The organism is Bradyrhizobium sp. PRIMUS42, assembly GCF_023006515.1.
Taxonomy (GTDB): Bacteria; Pseudomonadota; Alphaproteobacteria; order Rhizobiales; family Xanthobacteraceae; genus Bradyrhizobium.
Genome location: NZ_JALBGZ010001008.1, coordinates 1 through 1,736, shown reverse-complemented (window position 1 = coordinate 1,736; position 1,736 = coordinate 1). Strand labels below are relative to the sequence as shown.

The following is a 1,736-nucleotide window of genomic DNA, read 5'->3' as shown; positions in this document are numbered from 1 at the left end:
CAGACCAGCACGCGCGGCACGCCGGCAGCGCGCGCCAGCTTGGCGTGCTCGTGCAGATGCAGGGCCTCGCCATGGACGGGGATCAGGAGCTGCGGCCTGGTCCAGGCGATCAGGTCGCGCAATTCGTCGCGACGGGGATGACCGGAGACGTGGACCAGAGCGTCGCGGTCGGTGATGATCTCGACGCCCTGCAGGACCAGATTGTTGACGATCGAGCCGACCGCCTTCTCGTTGCCCGGGATGGTGCGCGAGGAGAAGATGACGCTGTCGCCGCGGTTGAGCGTGATCTCGGGATGGTCGTCATTGGCGATGCGCGCCAGCGCGGCGCGCGGCTCGCCCTGGCTGCCGGTGCAGAGCGCCAGCACCTTGTCCTGTGGCAGGTGGCCGTAGATGTCGGGCGAACGGAAATTCTGCACGCCGTCGAGATAGCCGGTCTCGCGCGCGACCTGAACCACGCGCTCCATGGCGCGGCCGACCACGACGACTTCACGGTCGGAAGCTTTCGCAGCGGCGGCCACCGCCTTGATGCGGGCGACGTTGGAGGCGAAGGTCGTCACCGCGACGCGGCCCTTGGCTGATTTCACGAGGTCGATGATGGTCCGGGCGACCTCGGCTTCCGAGGGCGAGCGGCCGTCGCGCACCGCGTTGGTGGAATCGCCGATCAGGGCGAGCAGGCCCTCATCGCCCAGCTCGCGCAGCCGCTTCTCGTCGGTGGGACGTCCCAGGGTCGGGGTTGGGTCGATCTTCCAGTCGCCGGTGTGCAGCACCGTGCCGGCCGACGTGTGGATCGCCAGCGCGTGCGCCTCGGGAATCGAATGCGCGACCGGGATGAATTCGACGTTGAACGGGCCGACATCGACGCGCCCGCCCGACGGTACCACCGTCACCGGGATCTTCGGCGCGTTGCGCTCGGCGGCGCATTTGGCCTCGAACAACGCGGCGCTGAACTGCGTCGCATAGATCGGGCATTTCAGCTTCGGCCAGAGATCGATGATGGCGCCGAAATGGTCCTCATGGGCGTGGGTCAGCACCAGGCCCATCAGGTTCTTGCGTTCCTTCTCCAGGAAGCTGATGTCGGGCATGATCAGGTCGATACCCGGCAGATGCTCCTCGTCGCCGAAGGAAACGCCGAGATCGACCGCGAGCCAGGCGCGCTGCTGGCGGTTACCGAGGCCGTAGATCGACAGGTTCATGCCGATCTCGCCCACGCCGCCGAGCGGCGCAAATACCAGTTCCTCGGGCTTCGCCATCACGCAGCTCCCACGGAGGCGACCCGGCCGAAGAACACCTCGCCCGCGGCCACCGGCACAAGGCGGCCCTCCGCGGTGCGGACGATCAGGCAGCCGGTGTCGTCGATGGTGTCAAAAATGCCTTCCAGCGTCGTCGTTCCCGTGTGGATCGCGACCTTCTCGCCGAGACCGGCGGCGCGCTCCAGCCACAGCTTGCGGATCTCGGCAAAGCCGCGGCCATTGTCCCAGATGCCTCGGAACTCGACCCAGGCGTCGGAGAGCGCCGAGAACAGCTCTTCCGCGCTGATCTGGACGCCAAGCGCGGCCAGCGACACTGCGGGCGTCGGCGTGCCCTCGGGTGCAGCGACGACGTTGGTGCCGATGCCTGCCACCACAGACGAATGGCTTCAACGCAGGTTGGACGGTGGTCAAGAGGCCCAACCCCTCGCGGAATGATCCGCTACTCAAAGCCGCGAGAAGATCTTCGTCGGCTTTGCTTCGAACATT

The 1,736-nt window shown here is 67.0% G+C and carries 1 protein-coding gene and 1 pseudogene; both read right to left on the bottom strand.

Annotated elements, in window-relative coordinates; all coding sequences use genetic code 11:
- A partial coding sequence (locus tag MOV75_RS36875) for a ribonuclease J (RefSeq protein ID WP_247007847.1) occupies positions 1 to 1,250 on the bottom strand: 1,250 nt, incomplete at its 3' end.
- Positions 1,250 to 1,627 (bottom strand): annotated as a pseudogene (locus tag MOV75_RS36870) (biotin--[acetyl-CoA-carboxylase] ligase); the annotation flags it as partial. The gene MOV75_RS36875 and the pseudogene MOV75_RS36870, both read right to left, overlap by 1 nt.
- Positions 1,628 to 1,736: the final 109 nt, after the last annotated feature.